Annotated in this window: 26 protein-coding genes; 13 read left to right on the top strand and 13 right to left on the bottom strand. The window is 67.7% G+C overall.

Annotated elements, in window-relative coordinates; translation table 11 throughout:
* Window positions 1-52: 52 nt before the first annotated feature.
* Entirely contained in the window at window positions 53-355 is a 303-nt protein-coding gene (locus tag ACJH6H_RS20755) for a DUF4193 domain-containing protein (protein ID WP_029105318.1), read from the bottom strand.
* Window positions 356-517: 162 nt separating this feature from the next.
* On the opposite strand from ACJH6H_RS20755, the gene cei reads away from it, so the two are divergent.
* Window positions 518-1,168: an envelope integrity protein Cei gene (gene cei / locus ACJH6H_RS20750; protein WP_318984402.1), complete on the top strand. Its 651-nt coding sequence runs from the start codon at window positions 518-520 to the stop codon at window positions 1,166-1,168.
* Here cei and ACJH6H_RS20745 read toward each other — a convergent pair whose 3' ends face one another.
* Window positions 1,169-2,020, bottom strand: coding sequence for an inositol monophosphatase family protein (locus ACJH6H_RS20745; protein ID WP_406775689.1), 852 nt, complete (start codon window positions 2,018-2,020; stop codon window positions 1,169-1,171). It lies immediately after the preceding gene.
* 71 nt (window positions 2,021-2,091) lie between these two features.
* Here ACJH6H_RS20745 and ppgK point away from each other — a divergent pair, with 71 nt between their 5' ends.
* From ppgK to ACJH6H_RS20730, 3 genes are all read left to right on the top strand, one after another.
* Window positions 2,092-2,880: a polyphosphate--glucose phosphotransferase gene (gene ppgK, locus ACJH6H_RS20740; RefSeq protein WP_064984481.1), complete on the top strand. Its 789-nt coding sequence runs from the start codon at window positions 2,092-2,094 to the stop codon at window positions 2,878-2,880.
* Between the two features lie 201 nt (window positions 2,881-3,081).
* Complete coding sequence (locus ACJH6H_RS20735; RefSeq protein WP_244872947.1) at window positions 3,082-4,506, top strand: RNA polymerase sigma factor; 1,425 nt, start codon at window positions 3,082-3,084, stop codon at window positions 4,504-4,506.
* Window positions 4,507-4,644: 138 nt separating this feature from the next.
* Complete coding sequence (locus ACJH6H_RS20730; RefSeq protein ID WP_244872574.1) at window positions 4,645-5,148, top strand: DUF664 domain-containing protein; 504 nt, start codon at window positions 4,645-4,647, stop codon at window positions 5,146-5,148.
* Between the two features lie 55 nt (window positions 5,149-5,203).
* On the opposite strand, the gene ACJH6H_RS20725 is transcribed toward ACJH6H_RS20730, so the two are convergent.
* The 3 genes from ACJH6H_RS20725 to ACJH6H_RS20715 all read right to left on the bottom strand — a co-directional run bounded on the left by ACJH6H_RS20725 (window position 5,204) and on the right by ACJH6H_RS20715 (window position 9,019).
* The gene (locus tag ACJH6H_RS20725; RefSeq protein WP_406775688.1) at window positions 5,204-6,658 is read right to left on the bottom strand and encodes a histidine phosphatase family protein; all 1,455 of its coding nucleotides are present in this window, start codon (window positions 6,656-6,658) and stop codon (window positions 5,204-5,206) included.
* 277 nt (window positions 6,659-6,935) lie between these two features.
* Entirely contained in the window at window positions 6,936-8,522 is a 1,587-nt protein-coding gene (locus ACJH6H_RS20720) for a histidine phosphatase family protein (protein WP_406775687.1), read from the bottom strand.
* A gap of 113 nt (window positions 8,523-8,635) precedes the next feature.
* The gene (locus tag ACJH6H_RS20715) at window positions 8,636-9,019 is read right to left on the bottom strand and encodes a DUF952 domain-containing protein (protein ID WP_318984396.1); all 384 of its coding nucleotides are present in this window, start codon (window positions 9,017-9,019) and stop codon (window positions 8,636-8,638) included.
* A gap of 154 nt (window positions 9,020-9,173) precedes the next feature.
* On the opposite strand from ACJH6H_RS20715, the gene ACJH6H_RS20710 reads away from it, so the two are divergent.
* Window positions 9,174-9,365: a hypothetical protein gene (locus tag ACJH6H_RS20710; RefSeq protein ID WP_212811709.1), complete on the top strand. Its 192-nt coding sequence runs from the start codon at window positions 9,174-9,176 to the stop codon at window positions 9,363-9,365.
* A 59-nt stretch (window positions 9,366-9,424) separates the two neighbouring features.
* Window positions 9,425-10,402: a YihY/virulence factor BrkB family protein gene (locus ACJH6H_RS20705; protein ID WP_406775686.1), complete on the top strand. Its 978-nt coding sequence runs from the start codon at window positions 9,425-9,427 to the stop codon at window positions 10,400-10,402.
* 10 nt (window positions 10,403-10,412) lie between these two features.
* Here ACJH6H_RS20705 and ACJH6H_RS20700 read toward each other — a convergent pair whose 3' ends face one another.
* Entirely contained in the window at window positions 10,413-10,649 is a 237-nt protein-coding gene (locus ACJH6H_RS20700; RefSeq protein WP_029105322.1) for a DUF3039 domain-containing protein, read from the bottom strand.
* A gap of 50 nt (window positions 10,650-10,699) precedes the next feature.
* Between ACJH6H_RS20700 and ACJH6H_RS20695 the strand changes: the two genes are divergently transcribed.
* From ACJH6H_RS20695 to ACJH6H_RS20685, 3 genes are all read left to right on the top strand, one after another.
* Entirely contained in the window at window positions 10,700-11,095 is a 396-nt protein-coding gene (locus ACJH6H_RS20695) for a DUF3099 domain-containing protein (protein ID WP_212811711.1), read from the top strand.
* Window positions 11,096-11,261: 166 nt separating this feature from the next.
* Window positions 11,262-12,221 (top strand): sigma-70 family RNA polymerase sigma factor, encoded by a 960-nt coding sequence (locus ACJH6H_RS20690; RefSeq protein WP_212811712.1) that lies wholly within the window; start codon window positions 11,262-11,264, stop codon window positions 12,219-12,221.
* 186 nt (window positions 12,222-12,407) lie between these two features.
* Complete coding sequence (locus tag ACJH6H_RS20685; protein WP_212811713.1) at window positions 12,408-13,097, top strand: metal-dependent transcriptional regulator; 690 nt, start codon at window positions 12,408-12,410, stop codon at window positions 13,095-13,097.
* Window positions 13,098-13,113: 16 nt separating this feature from the next.
* On the opposite strand, the gene ACJH6H_RS20680 is transcribed toward ACJH6H_RS20685, so the two are convergent.
* Window positions 13,114-14,178 (bottom strand): DUF4192 domain-containing protein, encoded by a 1,065-nt coding sequence (locus ACJH6H_RS20680; RefSeq protein WP_212811714.1) that lies wholly within the window; start codon window positions 14,176-14,178, stop codon window positions 13,114-13,116.
* 170 nt (window positions 14,179-14,348) lie between these two features.
* Between ACJH6H_RS20680 and sthA the strand changes: the two genes are divergently transcribed.
* Complete coding sequence (gene sthA, locus ACJH6H_RS20675) at window positions 14,349-15,764, top strand: Si-specific NAD(P)(+) transhydrogenase (protein WP_212811715.1); 1,416 nt, start codon at window positions 14,349-14,351, stop codon at window positions 15,762-15,764.
* On the opposite strand, the gene ACJH6H_RS20670 is transcribed toward sthA, so the two are convergent.
* Window positions 15,761-16,612, bottom strand: coding sequence for a serine protease (locus ACJH6H_RS20670; protein ID WP_212811716.1), 852 nt, complete (start codon window positions 16,610-16,612; stop codon window positions 15,761-15,763). The genes sthA and ACJH6H_RS20670 overlap by 4 nt on opposite strands.
* 190 nt (window positions 16,613-16,802) lie before the next feature.
* On the opposite strand from ACJH6H_RS20670, the gene ACJH6H_RS20665 reads away from it, so the two are divergent.
* Both ACJH6H_RS20665 and ACJH6H_RS20660 read left to right on the top strand, forming a co-directional pair.
* Window positions 16,803-17,744, top strand: a complete 942-nt coding sequence (locus tag ACJH6H_RS20665) for a proteasome assembly chaperone family protein (protein ID WP_212814839.1) — start codon at window positions 16,803-16,805, stop codon at window positions 17,742-17,744.
* 44 nt (window positions 17,745-17,788) lie between these two features.
* Window positions 17,789-18,811: an alpha/beta fold hydrolase gene (locus tag ACJH6H_RS20660; protein ID WP_406775685.1), complete on the top strand. Its 1,023-nt coding sequence runs from the start codon at window positions 17,789-17,791 to the stop codon at window positions 18,809-18,811.
* Window positions 18,812-18,817: 6 nt separating this feature from the next.
* Here ACJH6H_RS20660 and nrdR read toward each other — a convergent pair whose 3' ends face one another.
* Both nrdR and ACJH6H_RS20650 read right to left on the bottom strand, forming a co-directional pair.
* Window positions 18,818-19,282: a transcriptional regulator NrdR gene (gene nrdR, locus ACJH6H_RS20655; RefSeq protein WP_138248984.1), complete on the bottom strand. Its 465-nt coding sequence runs from the start codon at window positions 19,280-19,282 to the stop codon at window positions 18,818-18,820.
* A 111-nt stretch (window positions 19,283-19,393) separates the two neighbouring features.
* Complete coding sequence (locus tag ACJH6H_RS20650) at window positions 19,394-19,867, bottom strand: LysM peptidoglycan-binding domain-containing protein (protein ID WP_212811718.1); 474 nt, start codon at window positions 19,865-19,867, stop codon at window positions 19,394-19,396.
* 251 nt (window positions 19,868-20,118) lie between these two features.
* Here ACJH6H_RS20650 and lexA point away from each other — a divergent pair, with 251 nt between their 5' ends.
* On the top strand, window positions 20,119-20,808 hold the full coding sequence (lexA, locus tag ACJH6H_RS20645; protein ID WP_212811719.1) for a transcriptional repressor LexA: 690 nt from the start codon (window positions 20,119-20,121) through the stop codon (window positions 20,806-20,808).
* Between the two features lie 66 nt (window positions 20,809-20,874).
* Here lexA and ACJH6H_RS20640 read toward each other — a convergent pair whose 3' ends face one another.
* From ACJH6H_RS20640 to ACJH6H_RS20630, 3 genes are all read right to left on the bottom strand, one after another.
* A complete protein-coding gene (locus tag ACJH6H_RS20640; protein WP_406775684.1) occupies window positions 20,875-23,136 on the bottom strand; it encodes a hypothetical protein in 2,262 nt (753 codons plus the stop codon).
* A gap of 174 nt (window positions 23,137-23,310) precedes the next feature.
* Window positions 23,311-24,468, bottom strand: a complete 1,158-nt coding sequence (locus ACJH6H_RS20635) for an acyl-CoA dehydrogenase family protein (RefSeq protein WP_212811721.1) — start codon at window positions 24,466-24,468, stop codon at window positions 23,311-23,313.
* A 96-nt stretch (window positions 24,469-24,564) separates the two neighbouring features.
* On the bottom strand, window positions 24,565-25,962 hold the full coding sequence (locus ACJH6H_RS20630; RefSeq protein ID WP_406775683.1) for a DEAD/DEAH box helicase: 1,398 nt from the start codon (window positions 25,960-25,962) through the stop codon (window positions 24,565-24,567).
* Window positions 25,963-26,322: the final 360 nt, after the last annotated feature.

The following is a 26,322-nucleotide window of genomic DNA, read 5'->3' as shown; positions in this document are numbered from 1 at the left end:
CCGGTCTCGCACGCATTCGTGCGAGACCGGCCACTGACGTGAACGTGAATCCTCAGGCGGCGCAGTCGGTGCAGATCATCACGCCGTTCTTCTCGCTGGCGAGACGGCTGCGGTGTTGCACCAGGAAACAGCTCGAGCAGGTGAACTCATCGGCCTGCTTGGGCACCACGCGGACCGAGAGTTCCTCGCCCGACAGGTCAGCGCCGGGCAACTCGAAGTTCTCGGCCGAGTCGGTCTCATCGACGTCGACGACGGCGGACTGTGCTTCGTTGCGCCGTGCTTTCAGCTCCTCCAGAGAGTCCTCGGACACCTCGTCAGTCTCAGAACGCCGCGGGGCGTCGTAATCGGTAGCCATGGTCATCCCCTCCGTTACCTTGCAGCAGAGCTTTGTACCAGCGTCGAACGCTTCCGCCAAACGATTCGTGCCCGAAAAGCGCGCCGACTATTTGTGATTTGCATCACATAAGCAAGAGGTGGTCGGCAATCATGCAGGGTGCGGTGCATCTAGAGTGCTCATGTGGTCGCACAAATCACCGAGGGCACGGCCTTCGACAAGCACGGTCGGCCGTTCCGCCGCCGCAACTACGTGCCCGCCGCCGTGCTGTTCGCGGTGCTGGCCGTGGCGACGCTCATCGCGTGGCTCGTCGTCGCGAACCAGCCCGCCGAAATCCACCAGGCGATCACCTGCAATCCCCCACCCGCGCCCACCGAGCCGAACCAGCCGAAGCTCGGCGACGAGGTGTCGCAGTCCTCGATGGTCAACGTGGTGCCGGCCAAACTCGCCGACACCAAGATCAAGGTGCTCAATGCCAGCGGCCAGGGCGGCCAGGCCAGCGAGGTCGCCGGTGAGCTGCGCGACCTCGGATTCGGCCAGCCGGCGGCGAGCAACGACCCGGTGTACGCCAGCACCCGCATGGAATGCCAGGGCCAGATCCGGTTCGGCCCGGCCGGTAAGTCCGCGGCCGCCGCGCTGTGGCTGGTGGCGCCGTGCACCCAGCTGTTCCAGGACCAGCGCCCCGACGACTCCGTCGACCTCGCGATCGGCACCGAGTTCAACGAACTCGCCCACAGTGACGACATCGAGGCCATGCTGGCCAGCCTGAAGCCGGACGCCACCCAGCCGGCCGACACCTCGCTGCTGCCGAAGATCCACAGCGGGACCTGCTAGCTAGCGGTAGCCGACCCGCTCCAGATGCCCGGTCAGCGCTGCGGCCACGCCGGGCGCCGCGGCGATGACCAGATCGTCGTCGTCCGCACCCGGTGCGGGCAGCCGCAAGACCGCGCCCGCCTCCTCGGCGACCAGGGCCGCGGCCGCCCAATCCCACACGTGCACACCGGATTCGAAATACGCGTCGAGCCGGCCGGCGGCCACCATGCACAGATCCAGGGCGCACGACCCGACCCGGCGGATGTCCCGTACCTCGGCCAGCAGCTCGGCCACCGCGCGGGCCTGCTGCCGCCGCCGCTCCCGCGCGTAGGCGAACCCGGTCGCCACCAGCGCCATCGGGAGCTCGTCGATGATGTTGCAGCGCAAGGTCTCCCGCACCCCGTCCCGCGTCACCACGGCCCCGTGGCCGCGCGCGGCCGAGAACACCTCTCCGGTGGCGGCGTTGGCCACCGCACCGGCGACGGACACGCCGTCGATCTGCACCCCGACCGACACCGCGTAGGCGCCCAGCCCGTACATGAAGTTCACGGTGCCGTCGATGGGGTCGAGCACCCACACCGGCACGCCGGCGGCCGCCCGCGCCGCGCCACCCTCCTCCTCGCCCAGGATCGCGTCGTCCGGTCGCAGCACTGCCAGGCGCTCGCGCAGCAGCCGCTCGGTCTCGGTGTCGACGACGGTCACCGGATCGGTCGGGCTGCTCTTGGTGCGCACCGCGCCGTCGTCCTGCTGGGCACCGGCGAAAACCTCGGCGCGCCGCCGGCGGACGAAGGCGGCGGCCTCGGTGGCCAACTGCTCGGCGAGTGCGCGCAGTGCAGCAGGTGCGGTGCCACTTCCGGGTTCGCGTGCTGTCATGACACCTATCGCAGCACACGCGGTTAGGGTGTGGGTCGCGCCCTCTTGCCCACCCCCTCCAAGGAGTGCAGATGACCGAGACGCCCACCGCCGCGACCGACGCCTCACAGCATCGAGCGCTGGGGATCGATGTCGGCGGCAGCGGCGTCAAAGGCGGCATCGTCGACCTCGACACCGGCCAGCTGATCGGCGAGCGCTTCCGTCTCCCCACCCCGCAGCCGGCGACGCCCGAAGCCGTGTCGGAGACCGTGGCCGCCGTCGTGCGTGAGTTCGGCTGGACCGGACCACTGGGCGTCACGTATCCGGGCGTGGTGACCGAGGGCATCGTGCGGACCGCGGCCAACGTCGACAGCAGCTGGATCGGCACCAACGTGCGGGACATGTTCGCGTCGCGGCTGGACGGCCAGGACGTGACGGTGCTCAACGACGCGGACGCGGCCGGACTGGCCGAGGAGAAGTTCGGCGCGGGCCGCGAGGTGAGCGGACTGGTCGTGCTGCTGACGTTCGGCACGGGCATCGGCTCGGCGGTGATCTACGACGGGGTTCTGTTGCCCAACACCGAGTTCGGGCACATCGAGGTCGGCGGTAAGGAGGCCGAGCACCGGGCCGCGTCGTCGGTCAAGGAGCGCAAGGACTGGTCGTACGAGCGCTGGACCGAGGAGGTCACCAAGGTGCTGGTGGCGGTCGAGAACGCCATCTGGCCGGACCTGTTCATCGTCGGCGGCGGCATCAGCAAGAAGGCCGACAAGTGGGTGCCGCTGCTGAAGAACCGCACCCCGGTGGTCGCCGCGACGCTGCAGAATTCGGCCGGCATCGTCGGCGCCGCGATGGCCGCCGACGGCGCCCTGCATCGCCATTGACGGGCCGTTGACGGCCGCCAACGCTCCGAGACCGGCGCTGATACGGCTTCTGGCCACTATGTCGTTACAATGGTCAACGGCGGCCGCCTGAACGGATAGCGGTGATCATCCGATCGAAGATCGACGCCAATATTCGACAGCCGACGCTTTTCGGTGGCGCATGCCCACGCCACCGTTGTACGAAAGACCGAAAGGGTGGCCGTGGTAGCGACCAAAGCCAGCGAGACAGCCGACGAGCCGGTGAAGCGCACCACCAAAGCCCCCGCGAAGAAGGCCGCCGCCAAGGCTGCGCCGGCCAAGCGCGCCGCCAAGGCACCCGCGAAGAAGGCCGCCGCGAAGGCGCCCGCCAAGCGCGCGGCGAAGGCCACCACCAAGCCCGAGGACGGTGGCGTCGCTGACGACGTGACCGACGTCGACGACCTCGCCGTCGAACCCGACGAGATCGACGTCGACGACGCCGACCTGGAACTCGACGACGACCTCGAGGCCGACGACGACGTCAGTGACGATGACGACGAGGATGACGCCGAAGAAGGCGAGTCCGAAGCCGAAGCCAACACCGAAGGCACCAAGGCCGCGCCGAAGGCCGCCGACGGCGACGACACCGACGAGCCGTCCGAGAAGGACAAGGCCTCCGGCGACTTCGTCTGGGACGAGGAAGAGTCCGAGGCGCTGCGGCAGGCCCGCAAGGATGCCGAGCTCACCGCGTCCGCCGACTCGGTGCGTGCCTACCTCAAGCAGATCGGCAAGGTCGCGCTGCTGAACGCCGAGGAGGAGGTCGAGCTCGCCAAGCGCATCGAAGCCGGCCTCTACGCCACGCAGCTGATGTCCGAGCTGATGGAGAAGGGCGAGAAGCTGCCCGCCGCGCAGCGTCGCGACATGCAGTGGATCTGCCGCGACGGCGACCGCGCCAAGAACCACCTGCTGGAAGCCAACCTGCGTCTGGTGGTGTCGCTGGCCAAGCGCTACACCGGCCGCGGCATGGCGTTCCTCGACCTCATCCAGGAAGGCAACCTGGGCCTGATCCGCGCGGTCGAGAAGTTCGACTACACCAAGGGCTACAAGTTCTCGACGTACGCCACCTGGTGGATCCGTCAGGCCATCACCCGCGCCATGGCCGACCAGGCCCGCACCATCCGTATCCCGGTGCACATGGTCGAGGTCATCAACAAGCTCGGCCGTATCCAGCGTGAGCTGCTGCAGGACCTGGGCCGCGAACCCACGCCCGAAGAGCTCGCCAAGGAAATGGACATCACGCCGGAGAAGGTGCTGGAAATCCAGCAGTACGCGCGTGAGCCCATCTCGCTGGACCAGACCATCGGTGACGAAGGCGACAGCCAGCTCGGTGACTTCATCGAGGACAGCGAGGCCGTCGTGGCCGTGGACGCCGTGTCGTTCACGCTGCTGCAGGACCAGCTGCAGTCGGTGCTGGAGACCCTGTCCGAGCGCGAGGCCGGCGTCGTCCGCCTCCGGTTCGGGCTGACCGACGGCCAGCCGCGCACGCTGGACGAAATCGGCCAGGTCTACGGCGTCACCCGTGAGCGCATCCGCCAGATCGAGTCCAAGACCATGAGCAAGCTGCGGCACCCGTCGCGCTCGCAGGTCCTGCGCGACTACCTGGACTAGTCCCCCGCTTCAACGACGACTGCCCCGAAACTCCGGTTTCGGGGCAGTCGTCGTCTGCGCGGGTTCCAGCGGCCGCGTGCGCGACACCCCCGAAAAACCGGAAGCGGGAAAAGTCCTGCGTGTGAAAGGCTTTCGTGCATGCCGATCTCGCAGCACCCGCTGGGCCAGGCCATGCTGGACGTCTCGTCCGAATGCTTCGCCGCGATGGCCGACATCCTCACCGTGCTCGGTGACGACCTCGCCAACCGCCGGCCCGACCTGCCCGGTGCAAACAGCTGCTACGCCATCGTCAACCACTGCATCGGTGTGGTCGACTACTGGGCCGGCTCTTTCATTGCCGGACAACGCATCCCGCGCGACCGCGACAGCGAGTTCACCGCCACCGGGCCGGTCGACGAGCTGCTGGCACGGCTGACGGCCCTGCAGCAGCGCTTCCCCGGCTGGGTCGAGGTGGCGGTCACCGAGGGCATCCGGGACCGCGAGCTGGCCGACGGGGTGCGCGGCGGCACCACGCGCGCCTCGGTGCTGGCCACGGCGAGCCCGGAGTGGACGCTGCTGCACATCCTGCACGACATCGCGCAGCACGTCGGGCACATGGAGATCACCAGAGACCTGCTGCTGGCCGCCCGCTCGAACAGCTGACACGAATCGGCCCCCTCCTCCGCGGAGCAGGGGGCCGATCGCGCGACGGTGACCGTCAGTCGGTGCTTCCAGCGCCTGCGCCGGCAGTGGCCTTCGCAGACTCTGCCTTGGCCTTCGCCTCGGCCTTCTTGGCCTCGGCGGCAGCCTTCTTGGCGTCAGCCTTGGCCTTGGCCTCCGCCTTCTTGGCGTCAGCCTTGGCCTTGGCCTCCGCCTTCTTGGCCTCGGCGGCAGCCTTCTTCTCCTCGGCCTTGGCCTTGGCGGCCTCGGCCTTGGTGGGCCCGTCGACCTTGGCCTGGTCGGCCTGGTTGTCGTCGGCCTTGGCGTTCGCGTCGACCTTCACGGCGTCGCCCTTGACCTCCGCAGGCTTGACCTCGGCAGCCTTGGCATCGGAAGCCGGAGCGTCCGCCATCTTGGCCGGCGAGTCGCCCGCCTGCGCCGCGGCCGGGGCCTTGGCCGCAACCGGAGCCGGAGCCGGAGCCGAGAACGCGGCCGGCGACACCGCTGCACCCGAGTGCGCAGCCGGAGCCTCGGTGCCGGCCGCAGGCGCCGGCGGGTGCAGCTTCTTCTGCAGGTTGTCGATGGCCGTGGTGACCCCGCCGATGACCTGGGCATTGATGGCCCGGACGAACTTGGCCGTCGAGAACAGCGCGTCGGCCGCACCATGGTTGATCGCGGTCAGGATCTTGCCGACGTTGCCGGTCTGGAACGCCGCGGCGACGTCCTGCACCACCGAGTTGAGCTGACGCGACAGCGTGCGGACCTGCGTCAGCACGTTCTCGATCGGGCCCTTCTGCATGCCGGCGATCTTGACGCCGTTCCACTCGACCAGGTTCCAGCCGTCCTCGGGGTTGCCCTCGACGACGACAACGCCCGTGTTACCCAGCGGATGCTGGGTGAACAGCATGATCTTCTGTTCGGCGCTCAGGTTCTTGGCGTTCATCATCGTCCAGATCATGATGGTGCCGCCGTGCGAGAACACCGCCGCATTGCGGTCGCCGTTGTCGTAGATCGTCTGCAACGCGCCGTTGACCCGGTCCTCGAACTGGTGACCGTTCAGACCGGTGGTCGGATCGGCCGCGGACGGGATGAACGCGTCCAGGTTCGGGGTGATCGGGTTGAAGGCGATGTTCGGCGGCGGCGTCACGGTGATGCCCGCCCACGCCAGCGGTGCCGTCAGGTAGCCGAACAGCGCTGCCCGTTCGGGCGTGCCCTCGTACATGCCGGCTTCGATCTCCTGGATGCCCGGCAACACCGTGATCGGCAGACCCAGATACTGCGACATGGGCACGGCCGTCTGCTGCGTCCGGACCATCGTCGAGGCGTAGATCGCGTCGTAGTTGTTGTCACCGAGTTTGGCCGCGATGTCCTTGGCCTGCTGCTGGCCGAGGTCGGTCAGCGTCGGCCCGGGTGTCGAGGTGTCACCGACCCCCGACAGGTTGCCGTACGACTGACCGTGCCGGATGAACGTGATCGTCATGTTCTCGGCTGCCCATGCCGGCAGCGCCGACATGACCAGAAGGGCGCCCGCGGTCAGAGCGACACCGAGTCCCTTGAGCCCACGCGCGCGACGACGATGTCCCGCGCCTGAATTTGTGTGGTTAATGATGTCCTCACTGTCTCGGGGGGATATTTACCCGCGCGACAGTGCCAGCCCGGTAATGGTGATACAGGCCACAATCCCGGCCAGTGGACAGGTTTCGTCACAATTGACGAAACCTCGACGACGCAAATCGGCCCCCTTCCCGAGGGAGAAGGGGGCCGATCTGTGGTTACCCGACAGCGAGCTGTCAGTCGGTGCTTCCAGCGCTTGCGCCGGCAGTGGCCTTCGCAGACTCTGCCTTGGCCTTCGCCTCGGCCTTCTTGGCCTCGGCGGCAGCCTTCTTGGCGTCAGCCTTGGCCTTGGCCTCCGCCTTCTTGGCCTCGGCGGCAGCCTTCTTCTCCTCGGCCTTGGCCTTGGCAGCGGCCTTCTTGGCCTCGGCCGCAGCCTTCTTGGCGTCAGCCTTGGCCTTGGCCTCGTCGGCCTTGGTCTGGCCCTCCGCCTTGGCGGCATCGGCGTCGGCCTTGGCGTCGTCAGCCTTGGCCTGCCCCTCCGCCTTGGCGGCGTCGGCGTCGGCCTTGGCCGCCTCGGCCTTGACCTGACCGTCAACCTTGTTGTCCGACGCCGGAGCGTCCGCCACCTTGGCCGGCGAGTCGCCCGCCTGCGCCGCGGCCGGAGCCTTGGCCGCAACCGGAGCCGGAGCCGAGAACGCGGCCGGCGAGACCGCAGCACCCGAGGTCGGGGCGGTGGTCTGCGTGCCCGCAGCCGGAGCCGGCGGGGCCAGCTTCTTCTGCAGGTTGTCGATGGCCGTGGTGACCCCGCCGATGACCTGGGCGTTGATGGCCCGGACGAACTTGGCCGTCGAGAACAGCGCGTCCGCGGCACCGTGGTTGATCGCGGTCAGGATCTTGCCGACGTTGCCGGTCTGGAACGCCGCGGCGACGTCCTGCACCACCGAGTTGAGCTGACGCGACAGCGTGCGGACCTGCGTCAGCACGTTCTCGATCGGGCCCTTCTGCATGCCGGCGATCTTGACGCCGTTCCACTCGACCAGGTTCCAGCCGTCCTCGGGGTTGCCCTCGACGACGACAACGCCCGTGTTACCCAGCGGATGCTGGGTGAACAGCATGATCTTCTGTTCGGCGCTCAGGTTCTTGGCGTTCATCATCGTCCAGATCATGATGGTGCCGCCGTGCGAGAACACCGCTGCGTTGCGGTCGCCGTTGTCGTAGATCGTCTGCAACGCGCCGTTGACCCGGTCCTCGAACTGGTGACCGTTCAGACCGGTGGTCGGATCGGCCGCGGACGGGATGAACGCGTCCAGGTTCGGGGTGGTCGGGTTGAAGGCGATGTTCGGCGGCGGCGTCACGGTGATGCCCGCCCACGCCAGCGGTGCCGTCAGGTAGCCGAAGATGCCCGCGCGCTCCGGGGTGCCTTCGTACTTGCCGGCTTCGATCTCCCGCAGACCCGGCAACACCTGGATCGGCAGACCGAGGTACTGCGACAACGGCGTCGCCGTCTGCTGCGTCCGAACCATCGTGGACGCGTAGATGGCATCGAAGTTCCGGTCGCCCAGCTTGGCCGCGATGTCCTTGGCCTGCTGCTGACCGTCCGGCGTCAGTACCGGGCCCGGCACCTGGGTGTCGATGTTGCCCGACGTATTGCCGTACGACTGACCGTGCCGGATGAACGTGATCGTCATGTTCTCGGCCGCCCATGCCGGCAGCGCCGACATGACTAGAAGGGCGCTCGCCGTCAGTGCGACACCGAGTCCCTTCAGTCCTCTTGCGCGACGGCGCTTACCCGTCGCGTCTTCAGAATTCGTGTGGTTGATCATGTCCTCACCGTGTCGGGGATATTTACGCGCGCGATCGTGTCAATCCCCGGACGGTGACTCGGGCCACAATCCCGATGAGTGGACAGATTTCTCACAGTGTCGTTCATTTTCCGTTAACCAACGGCGCCGGCCCCGAAATTTGCCGGCAGAACAGGGAAAACGCCCTCGGCATCAGGCCGGTAGGGCACGGTGCGCGTCACCGCGCCGGCGGGCAGGGCACCGTACAGATGCGGGAAGAGCATCGAGGCCGGATCCGTAGGCACCCCGGGCTCCCAGCGAACCGGCGACCCGAGCAGGTCCGGGTCACAGACCAAGAGCAGCAGGTCGGACTGCCCGCGGTAGAGCCGATTGGCCGGCAGGTGGACCTGTTCCGGAGCCGACAGGTGCACGAACCCCACCTCGTCGAGTGAGGGTGGTCTGAGCTCGCCATCGAACTGGGCACGCGCCCAATCCGTTTCACTACACAGATGGACCAGGACTGTGGGCGCGGCGATCATGCGGTCAGCCTGCCGCGCCCGCAACTCCAGCGATAGGTGAGACACGACACACCCGTGAACACCTGGGGAACAACGCTGGAATCCAAATCGTCTGAGAGAGTAGAGATGTGTAACCGGCAAAGCGCCCAGGCGGCGACGAGCAGAAGGAGGCGCCATGAACGCAACTCTGACGGGCCCGGCACTGACACGGGCCGACCGCTGTGACCGGTGCGGCGCTGCCGCCCGCGTTCGCGCTACCCTGCCGTCCGGCATGGAGCTCCTGTTCTGCCAGCACCACGCCAACGAGCACGAATCCAAGCTGGTCGAGCTGGCCGCTGTGCTGGTGGTCAGCGCCGAGACCGAGTGACCCGCCGGTCACCTCAAATACGGTCCTGATGGGATCTCTTCGGTAATGCTGGTCTGGTCATGAACGACCAGACGAAGCCGATCAAGCCGACACGTCACCACGTGTTACGGGTCATCCGACGCGCACTGTCGAAAAGCTGGGACGACTCGATCTTTTCCGAGTCGGCTCAGGCTGCGTTCTGGTCGGCACTGTCCCTACCGCCCTTGCTGCTGGGCATGCTGGGCAGCTTGGCGTACGTGGCGCCGTTGTTCGGCCCCGAGACGCTGCCGATGATCCAGGAACAACTGATCGGGACGGCGAAGAACTTCTTCTCGCCGAACGTGATCAACGAGATCATCCAACCCACGGTGCGCGACATCGCCGTGGGCGCCCGCGGCGAGGTGGTGTCCCTCGGGTTCGTCATCTCGCTGTGGGCGGGCTCGTCCGCGATCTCGGCATTCGTCGACGCGGTCGTCGAGGCCCATGATCAGACGCCGTTGCGCCACCCGGTGCGGCAGCGTTTCTACGCGCTCGGGCTGTATCTCGTGATGCTGCTGTTCGTGATCGCGACGGCCCCGGTGGCCGCCATCGGACCGATGAAGATCGCCCAGCACATTCCCCAGACGTGGTCCAACGCGATGAAGTACGGGTACTGGCCCGCGCTACTGCTGGGCATCGTGCTGGCCGTGACCGTGCTGTATCGCGTTGCGCTGCCCCAACCGCTGCCGACCCATCGGCTGCTGTTCGGCGCGGTGCTGGCGACCGTGGTCTTCGTGGTGGCGACGGTGGGCCTGCGGTTCTATCTGACCTGGATCACCGCGACCGGCTACACCTACGGCGCGCTCGCGACGCCGATCGCGTTCCTCCTGTTCGCCTTCGCGCTGGGATTCGCCATCATGATCGGCGCCGAACTCAACGCGGCGATCCAGGAGGAATGGCCGGCGCCGGACACCCACGCCCGGCGCCTGCGCGAATGGCTCGAAGAAAAAGCCGAGACCCTCACGGGCGATCAGCCCACCGATCAACCAGCCGAGCGGGTGGCCGAGCCGCCGGCCTGACCGGTTGCGGCTATTTCTTCATCTGTTCGTAGATGCGCTTGCAATCCGGGCACACGGGCGACCCGGGCTTGGGTGACTTGGTCACCGGGAACACCTCGCCGCACAGCGCGACGACATGGGTGCCCATGACGGCACTCTCGGCGATCTTGTCCTTCTTGACGTAGTGGAAGTGCTTAGGTCGGTCGTCGTCCGTACCGTCGTCGACCTGTTCATCGGAATCGGTGCGTTCGAGGGTGTCGGTCTGCATGGATTCATTGTGGCACCTCAGGCGAACCGGTCGCGGCGGCACTGAGCCAGATGTGGGACAGTGGAGCTATGAAACACGGCCCTGAGCTGAGTTTCGACGACGACGGTCGGCCGGTCCTCATCACTCGCGCAGCACCCGCCTATGAGGAGCAGCACCGCGCGCGCGTCCGTCGCTACCTCACCATCATGTCGTTCCGCGTGCCGGCGCTGTTGCTGGCCGCACTGGCCTACAGCATCTGGCACAACGGCCTGATCTCGCTGGGCATCCTGATCGCATCCATTCCCCTGCCGTGGATCGCGGTGCTGATCGCCAACGACCGCCCACCGCGCACCGCGCAGGAACCGCGCCGCTACGACGCGGCCCGCCGGGCGCCGATGTTCCCCACTGCCGAGCGGCCCGCGATCGAGGACCGGCACCCCGTCATCGACGGGGATATCGAGTCTTGACCTCTACCTGAGTTTCCTTCTTTCTCCTTTCTAAGGACATTCTCAGGTCGACCTCGAAAAACCGCTGGTCAGAGGCCATGAGCCAAGAGGGCCTCGGGAACTTCTCCTGCCGCTGGGGCGTTGAAGCAAGTGACAGTTCGAGCTGAGCACGAGCAGGAGGCCGCAAATGGCAAACGCCACCACAAGCCGTATCGATTCCGATCTTGACGCCCAGAGTCCCGCCGCGGACCTGGTGCGCGTGTACCTGAACGGCATCGGTAAGACCGCTCTGCTCAACGCCGAGGACGAGGTGGAACTGGCCAAGCGCATCGAGGCCGGCCTGTACGCAGCCCACCTGCTGGAGACCAAGAAGCGACTCGGCGACAACCGCAAGCGTGACCTGGCCGCCATCGTCCGCGACGGCGAAGCCGCACGCCGGCACCTGCTCGAAGCCAACCTCCGCCTCGTGGTGTCGCTGGCCAAGCGTTACACCGGCCGCGGCATGCCGCTGCTGGACCTGATCCAGGAAGGCAACCTCGGCCTCATCCGGGCGATGGAGAAGTTCGACTACGCCAAGGGCTTCAAGTTCTCGACGTACGCCACCTGGTGGATTCGTCAGGCGATCACCCGCGGCATGGCCGACCAGAGCCGGACCATCCGGCTCCCCGTCCACCTGGTGGAGCAGGTCAACAAGCTGGCTCGGATCAAGCGCGAGATGCACCAGAGCCTGGGACGTGAGGCCACCGACGAAGAGCTCGCCGAAGAGTCGGGCATCCCGGTCGAGAAGATCAACGACCTGCTCGAGCACAGCCGCGACCCGGTGAGCCTGGACATGCCGGTCGGCACCGACGAGGAGGCTCCGCTCGGGGACTTCATCGAGGACTCCGAGGCGCTCTCTGCCGAGAACGCCGTCATCTCGGAGCTGCTGCACACCGACATCCGGCACGTGCTCGCCACCTTGGACGAGCGCGAGCAGCAGGTGATCCGGCTGCGGTTCGGCCTCGACGACGGCCAGCCCCGCACCCTGGACCAGATCGGCAAGCTGTTCGGCCTGTCCCGCGAGCGGGTCCGCCAGATCGAGCGCGAGGTCATGTCGAAGCTCCGCAACGGCGAGCGCGCCGAGCGCCTGCGGGCCTACGCGAGCTGATCGCCGCCACCCAACAACTGCACACCCTGGTGCCCGCCGGAATATCCGGCGGGCACCGTTTTTTCCGGCCGGTCTGCCCGCCGTTGTCCGCCGCAGGAATCACAGCGTCGATCGGCCGTGGTGGATGCCTGTTGACCCGGCCAAACCGGTAAGCTGGGCACCGGCGGAGGCCTGGAGGAATTTGGCATGAACGATCTGATCGATACGACCGAGATGTACCTGCGGACGATCTACGACCTCGAAGAAGAGGGCGTGGTGCCGCTGCGTGCGCGCATTGCCGAACGACTCGAGCAGAGCGGCCCCACCGTCAGCCAGACGGTGTCGCGGATGGAGCGCGACGGGCTGCTGCACGTCGCCGGTGATCGCCACCTCGAACTGACCGACAAGGGCCGCTCGCTGGCCGTGTCGGTGATGCGCAAGCACCGGCTTGCCGAGCGTCTGCTGGTCGATGTGATCGGCCTGCCGTGGGAGGAAGTCCACGCCGAGGCGTGCCGCTGGGAACACGTGATGAGCGAGGACGTCGAACGCCGGCTGGTCCAGGTGCTCGACAATCCGACCACCTCCCCGTTCGGTAACCCGATCCCCGGCCTCGCCGAACTCGGCGTCATCTCGACCGGTGACTCCGACGTCAGCCTCGTCCGGCTCACCGAGCTGCCCACCGGATTCCCGGTCGCGGTCCGCGTGCGTCAGCTGACCGAACACGTCCAGGGCGACACCGAGCTGATCGCCCGGCTCAAGGACGCCGGCGTCGTGCCGAACGCGCGCGTCACCGTGCAGGCCACCGAGCAGGGCAGCGTGCTGATCGTCATCCCCGGCCACGAACAGGTCGAGCTGCCGCATCACATGGCGCACGCGGTTCGCGTCGAGAAGGTCTGACCCGGGCCCACGAGGCTCACGCCGACCTGCCGAAGATGCGCCGCGGCGGCATCTGCACGCCGAGGCGCTCGGCCAGCTTGTAGCCCGTCAGCGCCAACTCGCGGATGCGGTCCGGCCGCATACCGTTTTGCAGGGCAGCGTCGAGCATGCCCGCCATCCGGTGCCCACTGTCGACGTCCAGTGCGGCCTGCAACGCCACCCCGGCGAGCGGTCCGTCGCCCCGGGCGTACGCGCTGAACGCCAGCAACACCAATACCTCCACCCGCCACGGCGCGGGCAGGGTGCGGGTCAGCGCGGCCCACACCGACTCGGCCGCGGCCGCGCGCTCCCCGACCGCCAACGCGTACAGCGTGTCCCGCACCCGCGAATCCGTCACCGCGCACGCCAGGCGCACCGCGTCGTCGTCGGGTAGTGGCGAGCCGTCCGGGGACCCGGTGGCACACGCCACCGCATGCTCGATATCGGCGCGCACCTCGGCATCGGGACGCCCGCGGTAATCCACTGTGGCAGCGCGCTTTTCGATCGCCGGCCGCAACGCCTCGGCACGCCGCGCGTCGGTGACGGCGACGACGTCGACGAGGTCCGCGCGCCGGGCGTAGAGGCGCCGGCCGTCGAGCACCGCGGCCATGGTGACGGGTGACGATTCGGGATCCTCGACGACGCCGGCGTTCCCGCAGCCGTCGGCGCACTGCCAGCGGCCGCCGGCCGCCACCCGGTCGACGACGTGCACCGCGAGCAGTTCGATGCCGCGCTCGGCCAGCGCCTCCTCGAGTTCGTCGGTCACGTCGCGGTACATGTCCGCGCACATCACGCAGTCGACGCCGTGTTCGTCGACGATCACCCCGACGGCGGCGTCCGCATCTGCCGCGGCGGCCATGCCGGAGAGATGGCCGAGGGCCTCGGGCAGGGCCTCGAAGAATCCTGCCGAGAGGTCCACGCGCAGGACCGCGCCCATCTCACCGCCGATGATGGTGACGAGGACCAGCGACTTCTCGGGCGCGAACCCCAGGACCGCGGGCACTGCCGCGATCAGGGCGCCGGGCCGGTTCAGTTGGAAATCGAATGAGCTGAAAGTTGTCATGCCCTGAACGTGGCAGCACGGTCCGTCAGGAATCGTCGGCCGACACCGCCGGCGACCCCGGCTGTGGATGAACTCGGATCTGTGGATAACGGGCCGCACCCGTGGTGTTTCCGCAAAGTTCGCCGATGATCCGGCTGCATGATCACGCGTGCCGTGCCAACCTGGCTGTCATGGGTTCCACGCAGGAGTTCGACCTCGTCGTCATCGGATCCGGTCCCGGCGGGCAGAAGGCTGCGATCGCCGCCGCCAAGCTGGGAAAATCCGTCGCAGTCATCGAGCGTGGGCGCATGCTCGGCGGGGTCTGCGTGAACACCGGGACCATCCCGTCCAAGACATTGCGTGAGGCGGTCGTCTACCTCACCGGGATGAGTCAGCGCGAACTGTACGGCTCCAGCTACCGGGTCAAGGAACGGATCACCCCCGCCGATCTGTTGCGCCGCACCACGCACGTCATCGGCAGGGAACAGGACGTGGTCCGCAACCAGCTGCTGCGCAACGGGGTCGAGCTGTTCGAAGGCCACGGCCGGTTCCTCGACCCGCACACCCTGGTCATCGAGGACCCCACCCGCGACGAGAACGTCAACATCAGGGCGCGGTATGTCGTCATCGCCACCGGTACCAAGCCGGTCCGTCCGGCCGGGGTGAAGTTCGACGAGGAACGCGTCCTGGACTCCGACGGGATCCTGGACCTCAAGAGCCTGCCGCAGTCGATGGTGGTGGTCGGCGCGGGAGTCATCGGTATCGAGTACGCGTCGATGTTCGCGGCGCTCGGCACCAAGGTGACCGTGATCGAGAAGCGCCCGACAATGCTGGACTTCTGCGATTCCGAGATCATCGAGTCCCTCAAATTCCACCTGCGCGACCTCGCGGTGACCTTCCGGTTCGGCGAAGAGGTGACCGCGGTGGACGTGGGTCCCGGCGGAACCTTGACCACGCTCGCCAGCGGAAAGCAGATCCCCGCCGAGACGGTGATGTACTCGGCCGGCCGGCAGGGGCAGACCGAGCACCTCGACGTCGGCCAGGCGGGCCTCGAGGTCGACAGTCGCGGAAGGATTTTCGTCGACGACAACTACCAGACCAAGGTCGACCACATCTACGCCGTCGGTGACGTCATCGGCTTCCCGGCGCTGGCCGCGACCTCGATGGACCAGGGCCGGCTGGCGGCGTACCACGCGTTCGGCGAGCCCTGTAAGGGCATGACCGACCTGCAGCCGATCGGCATCTACTCCATTCCCGAGGTGTCGTACGTCGGCGCCACCGAAGTCGATCTCACCGACAGCTCGATTCCCTACGAGGTCGGGGTGTCGCGCTACCGCGAACTGGCGCGCGGGCAGATCGCCGGTGACTCGTACGGCATGCTCAAGCTGCTGGTGTCCACCGAGGACCTGACGCTGCTCGGCGTGCACATCTTCGGCTCCAACGCGACCGAACTGGTCCACATCGGCCAGGCCGTGATGGGGTGCGGCGGGACGGTGGAATACCTGGTCGACGCCGTCTTCAACTACCCGACCTTCTCGGAGGCCTACAAGGTCGCCGCGCTCGACGTGATGAACAAGCTGCGGGCGCTGAACCAGTTCAGACGCTAGGCGCTGCAGCCGTCGTCAGGGGCGCCGGTGGCGCGGTCCGCGGGACCGCCCTCCTGGGCTCGCTGATACAGCAGCTGGATCTGCACATCGAAGGGTGACGAGTACGACACGTCGTTGCCGCTGCAGCCACCGCCCTGCAGGCCGCCGACCACTCCCCTGACCTCGGTCGCCGACACCCACGGCGAGCCGCTGGTGCCGTCGACCAGGCCCGGGCAGCGCAGCGCCGGGAACCCGCGGTCGGGGCGTGATGTCGGCGCACTACAGCTGACCTGGTCCCCGCCGTCACCGAGCGGGTATCCCGTCACCGTGATCGGAACGTCGGGGCCCGGTGCGGCGCCGAGCACGAAGCCGCCGCCGGCGTGACGTTCCAGCGTCTCGGTCGTGGCCGCGCCGCCGTGGCTGACGCGGGCGATCGCGTAGTCGGCGGCCGGGTCCTGGCTGCGAACCCAGCGCGGGTCCAGGTACACCGCATCGATGTGCCAGAAGTCGCCGGGCACACCGCCGCGGTAACCGGGCGCGAACGTCGCGTCGAACGCCGCGTCCAGGCAGTGTGCGGCCGTGATGATCAGATTCCCGGCCAGCGAGTCGAGGACCGCGCCACTGCAGGTGTGCACGGAATCGCTGCCCAGGAACACCGCTCCGACGCGCGGATCGGGCCGGGGTCCCGGGACCACGGCCGCGCCGGCGGCGACCGTACCGGGGTCGCCGGCACGGGGATCGGCCTTGATCGCAGGCGGGCTGCACGCGGTGGCCAGCAGCGCGGCGAATGCGCTCACGGCCAGTCGGGTGCGAAGCATCTGTCCGATCTTGCCCGATACCGACGGCACGAGCAGCACCTGGTGCACCATGCGTACTGCGGGCCGACACCGGGAACAACACAAGAATGCGCGACACTTGTAGGAGACACATCCGGCGAGATGTGAACGCACGACGGCAAGGAGTGTGAAGGTGAGCGAGCACGACGGGAACGCGCGCAACGCGAGCGGCCAGCGGCCCGACAACAGCCGGGGCCAGCAGTATCAGCCCGAGCAGAGCGGTATGTACGAGCTGGAATTCCCCGCGCCCCAGTTGTCCGCCGCCGACGGCCGCGGACCGGTGATGGTGCACGCCCTCGAAGGCTTCTCCGATGCCGGTCACGCCATCCGGCTGGCCGCCGAGCACCTGAAGAACACGCTCGACACCGAACTGGTCGCGTCGTTCGCCATCGACGAACTGCTGGACTACCGGTCACGCCGGCCGCTGATGACGTTCACCACCGACCACTTCACCAAGTACGACGATCCCGAACTGAACCTGTACGCGCTGCACGACACCGCCGGGACGCCGTTCCTGCTGCTGGCCGGGATGGAGCCGGATCTGCGCTGGGAACGTTTCATCACGGCGGTGCGGCTGCTGTCCGAGCGGCTCGGGGTCCGGCAGATCATCGGGCTGGGCGCCATCCCGATGGCGGTCCCGCACACCCGCCCCGTCACCATGACGGCACACGCCGGCAACAAGGAGCTGATCGCCGATCACACGCCGTGGGTTGGCGAGGTACAGGTTCCGGCCAGCGTGTCGAACCTGTTGGAGTACCGGATGATTCAGCACGGCCACGAAGCCCTCGGCTTCACCGTGCATGTGCCGCACTACCTAGCGCAGACCGCGTATCCGCCCGCCGCCGAGGCGCTGCTGGGTGAGGTCTCCCGGATCGCGTCGCTGCAGATTCCGCTGCACGCGCTGTCGGAGGCGGGCGCCGAGGTGTACGCCAAGATCAGCGAGCAGGTGGAGGCCAGCGCCGAAGTCGCTCAAGTGGTCAGTGCACTGGAACAACAGTACGATTCGTTCGTCGCTGCTCAGGAAAATCGGTCGTTGCTGGCACGTGACGAGGAACTACCCAGCGGCGACGAACTCGGCGCACAGTTCGAGCAGTTCCTCGCCGAACAGTCCGGTGACGGATTCTCCGATCCCCAAGCCGGCGACGACGGCACTGTCGGCGACTGACCACGCGGTCGGCTTGGCCGACACCATGGGAAGGAGCTGGGACGATGTCCGATGGAAAGCCCAACCTGCACTCGGTGCGCGACGTGACGCCGCGGCTGGAGTACCGCACCATCCATGGTTACCGCCGCGCGTACCGGGTGGCGGGCTCGGGGCCGGCGATCCTGCTGATCCACGGCATCGGCGACAACTCCACCACGTGGGAAACCGTTCAGACGCGCCTCGCCCAGCGGTTCACCGTCATCGCCCCTGACCTGCTGGGCCACGGCCAGTCCGACAAGCCGCGCGCCGACTACTCGGTGGCGGCGTACGCCAACGGCATGCGGGACCTGCTCAGCGTGCTCGACATCGAACGCGTGACGGTCATCGGCCATTCACTGGGCGGCGGCGTGGCCATGCAGTTCGCCTATCAGTTCCCGCAATTGGTCGATCGCCTCGTGCTGGTGGGTGCCGGCGGTGTCACCCGCGACGTGAACATCGCACTGCGACTCGCGGCGCTGCCGCTGGGCACCGAAGCGCTGGCACTGTTGCGAATCCCGTTGGTACTGCCCGCCCTTCAGCTCGCCGGGCGTCTCGGCGGAGCGCTGCTCGGGTCGACCGGCCTGGGCCACGACCTGCCGAACATGCTGCGCATCCTCAACGACCTGCCCGAACCCAAGGCCTCATCCGCCTTCGCCCGGACCCTGCGCGCAGTGGTCGACTGGCGCGGCCAGGTGGTCACGATGCTGGACCGATGTTATTTGACCGAAGCCATTCCGGTGCAATTGGTTTGGGGCACCCAGGATGCCGTCATCCCGGCCGCCCACGGAGAACTCGCCCACGCCGCGATGCCGGGCTCCCGGCTCGAGTTCTTCGACAACTCAGGACATTTCCCATTTCACGACGACCCCGATCGGTTCGTGAAACTCATCGAGGAATTCATCGACACGACGGCGCCGTCGGTCTACGACCGTGATGCGCTGCGCGGACTCCTGCAGACCGGTGTCACCGCGAAGTCCATCGACGCCCCGCAAGATACGAAGTATGCGGTTCTCGACGCCATGGAGACCGACGAGCGCAGCGCGACCTAGCTGCCGTCAGCCCGACGACGTCACACCGCGGTGCGCCCGCAGCGCCTCGATTTCGCGTTCGAAGTCCTCCGCGGACGAGAATGAGCGGTACACCGACGCGAACCGCAGATAGGCGACCTCATCGAGGTCACGCAGAGGACCGAGGATCGCCAACCCGACCTCATGGCTCGGCACTTCGGGAGATCCGGTGGCCCGCACCGCATCTTCGACCTTCTGCGCCAACTGGTTCAGGGCATCGTCGTCGACCTGCCGCCCCTGGCAGGCGCGCCGTACGCCCTTGATCACCTTGTCCCGGCTGAACGGTTCGGTGACGCCGCTGCGTTTGACCACCGCGACGACTGCGGTCTCCACCGTGGTGAACCGGCGACCGCACTCCGGGCATGACCGGCGACGCCGAATCGCCTGCCCTTCGTCAGCTTCTCGTGAATCGACTACACGCGAGTTCGGATGCCGGCAGAACGGACAGTGCATCACCGCTCCTTCGCCGCACCGACAATCGACCGTTTCGAACGGTCTCGAGCCTACCCGTGCCGCTCTGACGCGGCCGGGCGCCGTGCCGATCGACGCGCGCACGGACTGTCCTCAGCCGACCGGCGCGATCAGCGTCTGCCCGGCGTTCAGGGCCACCGACGGGAGCTTGTTCAGCTCCTTGATGCGGTCGACGACGGCACTGACCGGCGCGTCGGGCGCCACCCGCCGCGCGACCTGCTGGATCGACTCCCCCGTCTGCACCCGGACCACCGCGAGCTGCGCGGGCACGGAGGCCGTCGAAGAAGTCGGCTGGACCGCTTCGCCGAACTGCGCCACCAGACCCAGCCACACCGTGATCCCGGCCGCGACCAGGGCCAGCATCACCGTGGTCAACGGGGTGATCGGATTGCGGCGGTGCGAGGCACGCGACGTCAGCACGCCCGTACCCCGGTGCCGGAAGGCCGCGCCCGAGGGACGCGCGCCGGCCGGCCGCAGCCGGGCCTGGCGGTGCCGGTTGACATCTGAACGCCGAGGCACGGTGCGGACGACGACGTCGGTCGGGTATTCGCGGGTGATGACGGTCATGTCGGTTCCTCTCAGGAGTTCGTACATAGGTTCGATCGCTCTTGTGTTCGACTATATCGCCCAAATGTTCGAAGGGTAGAACATGTGATCGAACTGTTGCGAACGATACGACCACCCACCGACAAGTTCCGTACCCCGACTCCGCCACCCCTTTCACGACGTCACCACCGGATCACGCCCGCGACACGCCGAGCCGCCCGATCTCGAACACATGTTTGATGAATCGGGTGCGCTGGGCTAGATTCGTCTCCATGAGCGACAGCACCGATACCCCGGACACCCAGGCAGGCGGACGGTCCAGCAGCCTCACCGAGCGCCAGCGGACCATCCTCGATGTCATCCGCACCTCGGTCACCACGCGCGGTTATCCGCCCAGCATCCGGGAGATCGGTGACGCCGTCGGTCTCACCTCGACATCGTCGGTGGCCCACCAGCTGCGCACATTGGAGAAGAAGGGCTACCTGCGCCGTGACCCGAACCGCCCGCGCGCGGTGGACGTGCGCGGCGCGGACGATTCGACCGGAGCCACCATCACCACCGATGTCGCCGGTTCGGACGCGCTGCCCGAGCCGACCTTCGTCCCGGTGCTCGGCCGGATCGCGGCCGGTGGCCCGATCCTGGCCGAAGAGGCCGTCGAAGACGTCTTCCCGCTCCCCCGCGAACTCGTGGGCGAGGGCTCGTTGTTCCTGCTGAAGGTCGTCGGCGAGTCGATGATCGACGCCGCGATCTGCGACGGCGACTGGGTCGTCGTGCGGCAGCAGAACGTGGCCGACAACGGCGACATCGTCGCGGCGATGATCGACGGCGAGGCCACGGTGAAGACCTTCAAGCGCACGAAGGGCCAGGTGTGGCTGATGCCGCACAACCCGGCGTTCGATCCGATCCCGGGCAACGACGCGGTCGTACTCGGCAAGGTCGTGACCGTCATCCGCAAGATCTGACGCCGGCCAGACCTACAGATGAGCCCCGCTGCAGTCGCTCGCAGCGGGGCTCAGTCGTGACTCCGGTCAGCCGCGGATGAACCCGTTGGTGACCGCGAATTCCTCACTGGCAAACCAGATTTGGACAGGCGCCTCGGCATATCCGGGAGACCCCGGCACCCAGTACAAACCCGACTCCGTATTGGCCTTGATGTCATAGCCCTCGGGCGGCTCGGCACCGGTGGCCACGCGGAACGACATCTGCGCGGTCTCGGGTTCCTCGGCCCCCAGCGCATGGTGTCTGCCGCTGGCGGGACCGGCCACCACCGTCTCCTCCGGCGGTGTCGCGACCGCAGGCGGCTCGTGCACAGGAGGCTCGTCCACGGGCGTCTCGGTGGCCGGTTCCGCTGCCGGTGTCTCAGCCGCCTCGACCTCGGGGGCCTGTTCTTGCGGCTCGGGCGCGCACTCGTCACCGGCCTGGGCGTCGGCGTCGCGGCCGTCGGCCGGCGCTGCCCAGACGCGGTCGCCGGGGTCCCGGGGCCGTAGGCCCGCGAAGCCCGCCAACCCGGCCGCGGTGAGGCCTGCCGCCGCACCGCCGCGACGCAGGGCGTCGGGCAGTTGCACCGATGTCGTCGGCTCGTCGGCGGATTCGTCGGCGTCCGGCTCCGGCTCCGGCTCGGTGGGCTCGGCCGCGTCCACCGGCTGGGCCTCGGCTTCGGCCTGCGCCTCGGGCACCTCCTCGGACCGCTCACCCTCGGCCGTCTCGGCCGGCGTTTCAGTGGGCTGTTCGGCCGTGAAATCCGGGTACACCGTCGGCGCGGTGTCGATGACATCAGGGTTGCTCTGGAACGCGGGGCCGCCGTGCGGGTTGTCGAACTGCTGGTCCTCGGCCGCGTACTCGTCGCCGTACTCGCTGTCGGCGCCGCCATCGGCATACTGCGGGTCGCCGTACTCGCCGTCGCCGAACTCGTGGTCGTCGTAGTCGTACGCGTCCTGGTCGTCGATGGCGTCCTGACCGGCATTCCGCCGGCGCCGCAGCAGTGCCGCGATCACGATGCCGACCACCACCAGCAACAGCGGGATGATCGCCAGCAGCCACCACCAGTGGAACTGGTACCACTTGCCGGACTCATCGGCCTGCGAGGTCACGCCACCCGGCAGATCGACACTGGGCACCTGGAGGCCGCTCAGTTGCGACGCCAGCTCGGCGGGCTCGGTGCTGAACGCCCGGGTGGACTTGTTCCACGAGATCGAACCGCCGGTGAACTTCTGGCTGACGACGTCGCCCTTCCAGGACTCGTCGGCCGTGGGTACGCCGAGCTTGCCGGTGGCGCCGCCGAGCTTGTCCCACGCCGCGTTCATCGCGCCACGGACGACGAACGCGCCGTGCTCGGGCGTCCAGAAGATCGCCGGGTTGTCGGCTGCGGCGAAGGTGGCGATCCGGCTCGTCGGGGAAATGCCGCCGTCGGTCTCGTTGCTCGCCGGGAAGCCGAGATCGCCCTGCGGTCCGCCGGCCGCGCGGTACTTGGCCAGCACATCGCCGGTGATCGCGTGCGCCCCGGTTGCCGGCGAATAGAAGATGGTGCCGCCGGCGAAGTTCTGTGCCACGCCGTCGCCGACCTTGTACTGGGCCCCCTGCTCGTCGCCCAGCGTGCCCTGCGGCCCGCCGGCCGCCCGGCGCGCCGCGGCGATGGCCGTCGTCGCGTCGCCCGGCACGTCCAGCCCGGTCAGTTGGCCTGCCAGGTCAGCGGGCGTGGTGGTGAACGTCTTGGTCTTGGCGTTCCAGCTCACCTCACCGCCGGTGAAGGGCTGGGTGACGACGTCGCCCTTCCAGGACTCGTCGGCCGTGGGTACGCCGAGGGTGCCCGCCGAACCGCCCAGCTTGTCCCAGGCGGCGTTGATGGCGCCGCGAACCACCCAGGCGCCATTGTCGGGCGTCCAGAAGATGACCGGCTTGTCGGCCGCGCTGAACGTGCTGTTCCGGCTGTCGGTGGCCTTGCCCGCACCCTCGTCGATGGTCGGGAAGCCGAGATCGCTGTCGGCAGCGCCGCCCAGCGCCTGGTACTTGTCGAGAATCGCGCCGTAGATGAGATGAGCGCCGGTGCTCTCGCTGAAATAGATCTTTCCGCCCGCGAAGTTCTGCGCGAACCCCGCGCCGACCTGGTAGACGTCGCCGTCCTTGGCGCCCAGCTCACCTGTGTCACCGCCCGCGGCATCCCAGGTGTGGGATATCGCCGCGTCGGCGTCGCTTTCCGGTGTCGCAAATGCCGTCGGCGCCATGAGCAATGCCACCGCGACAGAAAGGGCACCGATACCAGCCCATCCGCCGCGGGTTCGCAGCCCGGTCATCGAATTCCTCCCGCGGTCGGCAAAACTCCGGACACAATTCCGTCAGACAAACTCTCTTGATCGAGAGATTCTGTCAACTTTGCTTCAGTTCATGCCCATAGTGCGGGATATCCGGCGGTGACGCACCAGTGTGTCGCGGATCGATTTGCGAATAAATTCCGCATGGTCAATTAGTTAAACGCCCAATCCGCGCCCGATGATCTCCTTCATGATCTCGGTGGTGCCGCCGTAGATGGTCTGGATCCGCGAGTCCAGGAATGCCCGCGCAATGGGATATTCGCGCATATAGCCGTAGCCGCCGTGCAACTGCAGGCAGCGGTCCACCAGCCGGACCTGCGCCTCCGTCGAATACCATTTGGCCATCGCCGCCTGGTCGATTGTCAGCTTTCGATCGAGATGCAGGCGAATGAACTCGTCGACCATGATTCGGACGGCCGTGGCCTCGGTCGCCAGTTCCGCCAACACGAATCGACTGTTCTGGAAGCTGCCGATCGGCTTGCCGAACGCCTTACGCTCCTTGGCGTATTGCAATGTCGATTCCAGCACCGCCTCCATCGCCGCAGCAGCCATCACGGCGATGGAAATGCGCTCCTGGGGCAGGTTCTGCATCAGATAGACGAATCCCATGCCCTCGACGCCGAGCAGATTCTCGACCGGGACTTTGACATCGGTGAACGACAATTCCGCGGTGTCCTGCGCGTCGAGGCCGATCTTGTCGAGGTGACGGCCGCGTTCGAAACCCGCCATGCCACGCTCGACCACCAGCAGGCTGAAGCCCTGTGCGCCCTTGTCCGGATCGGTCTGTGCGACGACGATCACCAGGTCGGCGTGAATACCGTTGGTGATGAACGTTTTCGAGCCGTTGAGCACGTAGTGGTCACCGTCCCTGACCGCGCGGGTCTTGATGCCCTGCAGGTCACTGCCGGTGCCCGGCTCCGTCATCGCGATGGCGCAGATCAGTTCGCCACTGCAGAACCCGGGCAGCCAGCGCTGCTTCTGCTCGTCGTTGGCCAGCTCCAGCAGATACGGCGCGATGACGTCGTTCTGCAGCGTGAAGCCCAGACCGCTGTGGCGTCCCGCCGCGGTCTCCTCGCTGACGATGACGTTGTAACGGAAGTCCGGGTTCCCGCCGCCGCCGTACTCCTCCGGCACGGCCATGCCGAGAAAGCCCTGCTTACCCGCCTCGCGCCAGACCTCGCGGTCGACGATCTTGGCCTTCTCCCATTCCTCGCGGTAGGGCTCGGCGTGCCGGTCGAGGAACGCGCGGTACGACTCCCGGAACAACTCGTGCTCAGGTTCGAACAACGTGCGGTCGTACTTGATGACACCCATGCGAGACCTCCGGTACTGGATAAGTTTGCACCAACTTATCCCAACCGGACGGTTGGTTGTGAGCGGGCCCACACCCGGCGCGTCGCCGGGCACGAACTACCGCGACTGGCTACGTCCCGACTGGCTACGTCCCGACTGGCTACGTCCCGACTGCGAACGGCCCGACTGCGACTGCGAACGGCCCGACTGCGCACGCCCGGGAGCCTGCAGGCCACCCGTGCTGCGGCGGCGGCGACGCTGCGCCTGACCCGCAGTGGCCGTCTTGGCCGGCCGGTTTCCGCCACGCGGCGCGGGCGCCTCCTTGGGTGCGGGCGCGCGGTACGGCGCGATCTCGCCAACCAGCGCCTGCACCGACGCAGAATCGGCGACGACCTCCTGCGGACGGGCGGTGATACCGGCCTTGCGCAGCAGCTGCTGGGCGTCCTTGCGTTGCTCGGGCAGCACGACGGTGACGACGTCGCCGGCGCTCCCGGCTCGGGCCGTACGGCCCGAGCGGTGCAGGTATGCCTTGTGCTCGGCGGGCGGGTCCACATGGACCACGAGTTCGACCTCGTCGACGTGGACACCGCGCGCGGCGATGTCGGTGGCGACGAGGACGCGCGCCTCTCCCGAGCTGAATGCGGCCAGGTTGCGGTCACGCGCCGGCTGGGACAGGTTGCCGTGCAGGTCGACCGACGGCACGCCGGCCTCGGTGAGCTGCCGGGCCAGCTTGCGGGCCTGGTGCTTGGTGCGCATGAACAGGATGCGCCGGCCGGTGCCCGACGCCAGCCGCTGCACCAGGTCGCGCTTCTCCGCCGCACCGGCGACGTGGAACACATGGTGGGTCATGGCCGGCGGCGGCGCGTCGATCTCGTCGACCGAGTGGGTGATCGGGTCGGACAGGAAGCGCCGCACCAGCTTGTCGACGCCGTTGTCGAGCGTCGCCGAGAACAGCAGCCGCTGACCGCCGGCAGGGGTGGCCGCGAGAATTCGGGTGACACCCGGCAGGAAGCCGAGGTCGGCCATGTGGTCGGCCTCGTCCAGCACGGTGATCTGCACGGCGTCGAGGCTCACCAGCTTCTGCTTCATGAGGTCTTCGAGACGGCCCGGGCAGGCGATGACGATGTCGACGCCCGCCTGCAGCGCCGCCACCTGACGGTTCTGCGACACGCCACCGAAGATGGTGGTGACGTTCAGCCCGACTGCGCTGGCCAGCGGTTCGACGGTCGCGGCGATCTGGGTGGCAAGCTCGCGGGTCGGGGCCAGCACCAGACCGGTGGGACGCGACGGGCGTCGCGCGGCGCCGGCCAGCCGCGCCACGAGCGGAATGGAGAAGGCCAGCGTCTTGCCGCTGCCCGTGCGGCCGCGGCCGAGCACGTCCCGGCCCGCGAGGGTGTCGGGCAGGGTGCTGACCTGGATCGGGAAGGGCGCGGCGATACCGCGTCCGGCGAGCGAGGCGACGAGCGCCTCGGGAACGCCGAGCTCGGCGAACGACGATGATTGTTCTGCGGACATGAGGGATTACAGCCTTTCAGGCACGGTGGGTCGACAATGCCGGCGGCAATATCGGTCGCCGCGAGAAATGCTGGTGCAGAGGGAACTGAAGGCTCTCAGCCGTTCCACGACGTGATCGGCGGCCATGACCTGCGAAGGTGCGCAGCCGATGTTGGTCAAAGCCTAGTGCCGAACGAGTCGCCTGCGGACGACCGCCTATGGCCCCGCCCCGCCCGCGGCGCCAAACACCTTGCCCCGCAAGCGGTATCGCCTCGGTGTGATTTCACCCACGGTCGACCGGTACGGGCGTACCGAAGAATCGACACGCTCGACAAATTTTCGGCAAACACCGGATACCGGCAAGGTCACAGTGCGACGATG

Origin of the sequence: Mycobacterium sp. SMC-21, from assembly GCF_045310825.1 — a bacterium.
GTDB lineage: Bacteria > Actinomycetota > Actinomycetes > Mycobacteriales > Mycobacteriaceae > Mycobacterium.
Note: the sequence above shows the minus strand (reverse complement) of the source record. Positions and strands in the feature narration are given on the sequence as shown.